Source organism: Methylobacterium sp. B1, assembly GCF_000333255.1.
GTDB classification, from domain to species: Bacteria; Pseudomonadota; Alphaproteobacteria; order Rhizobiales; family Beijerinckiaceae; genus Methylobacterium; species Methylobacterium fujisawaense.
The window spans coordinates 1-1,347 of the sequence record NZ_BACT01000962.1 but is presented as its reverse complement, the minus strand read 5'-3'; the positions used below and the strand labels follow the sequence as shown (position 1 = coordinate 1,347).

General features: G+C 73.1%; 3 protein-coding genes. 1 reads left to right on the top strand and 2 read right to left on the bottom strand.

Translation table 11 applies throughout. The features are described 5' to 3' along the window. Both I53_RS36270 and I53_RS26940 read right to left on the bottom strand, forming a co-directional pair. Nucleotides 1-180: hypothetical protein (locus I53_RS36270; RefSeq protein WP_374701380.1), on the bottom strand; the 180-nt coding region annotated here is incomplete at its 3' end. Beyond that, complete coding sequence (locus I53_RS26940; protein ID WP_374701379.1) at nucleotides 123-824, bottom strand: ABC transporter ATP-binding protein; 702 nt, start codon at nucleotides 822-824, stop codon at nucleotides 123-125. The genes I53_RS36270 and I53_RS26940, both read right to left, overlap by 58 nt. A gap of 177 nt (nucleotides 825-1,001) precedes the next feature. Between I53_RS26940 and I53_RS26935 the strand changes: the two genes are divergently transcribed. Further along, the coding region (locus tag I53_RS26935) for a GDSL-type esterase/lipase family protein (RefSeq protein ID WP_251982470.1) at nucleotides 1,002-1,347 on the top strand (346 nt) is incomplete at its 3' end.

Genomic DNA, 1,347 nt, shown 5'->3' with positions numbered 1-1,347 from the left:
CGCGATGCAGGCGAGGAACACCGCGAAGCCCGTGAGGCCGGCGCGCAGTTCGCGGAGCGCCAGCCGCAGGATGAGCGGGAGGCGGCGGGGGCCGGGGTCCGGTCGGGTGATCGTGCCGTGCATCAGGCGGTCACCGCTTCCTCGATCCGGCCCGAGCGCAGGCGCACCGTGCGGTCGCACAGGCGGGCGAGGCCGTTGTCGTGGGTGACGAGCACCAGGGTCGCGCCGCGGTCGCGCTTCAGCCGGAACAGGAGATCGACGATCTGCCGGCCGGTGGCCTCGTCGAGGTTGCCGGTGGGCTCGTCGGCGACCAGGATCGCCGGGTCGGGGGCGACCGCCCGGGCGATGGCGACGCGCTGCTGCTCGCCCCCCGAGAGTTGCGCCGGGTAATGGTGCAGCCGGTGCCCGAGGCCCACCGCCTCCAGCTCGGCGCGGGCCCGCTCGTGGGCGCCGGGCCGGTCGGCGAGTTCCAGCGGCAGCGCCACGTTCTCCAGCGCCGTCATGGTCGGCACGAGGTGGAAGGCCTGGAACACGATGCCGATGCGCCGGCCCCGGAAGCGGGCGAGCGCGTCCTCGTCGAGGCGGACGAGATCGGTCTCCTCGATGACCACGCCGCCGGAATCGGGCCGCTCCAGCCCGGCCATGACCATCAGAAGCGTCGACTTGCCGGAGCCGGACGGACCGACGAGCCCCACAGCCTCGCCGCGGTCGACGGTGAGCGAGATGCCGCGGAGGATGTGGACCCGGGCGGCGCCGCGGCCGAGGCTGAGATCGATGTTCGACAGCGCGATCGCCGGATCGCGCAGCACCTTGCCTTGGCTCACGGGCGAGCCGATCTGTGGGCGATGACGAGCATGGCGCGCGAGGTCCTCGGTTGGCTGCGAACTTGGCTGCACGGGCCGCGGGGGCACCGCGATATGGGATCCGCATTGGGGCCGCGCCATGACGGCGGCGCTGTGTTCCGGCGCACGGCCCTGTTTGCCGCAGCGCTAGCCGTCCTCATGGTCCCTTTCATGACGGCACCGCAGGCCGCGCCGAACGGCCCGGTCAAGCTCGTCGCCCTGGGCGACAGCCTGACCGCCGGTTACCGGCTGCCCGCCGATGCCGCCTTCCCCACCGTCCTGGAGCGGCTGCTCAAGGCCAAGGGCGAAGACGTGACCGTGTCCAATGCCGGCGTCTCCGGCGACACCGCCACCGGTGGCCTCGACCGGGTCGACTGGTCGGTGCCCGACGGGACCGCGGGCGTGATCCTCGAACTCGGCGCCAACGACATGCTCCGCGGCACCGACCCGAAGGTGACCGAGGGGGCGCTGTCGGCGATCATCGAGCGGCTGAAGGCCCGGGGCA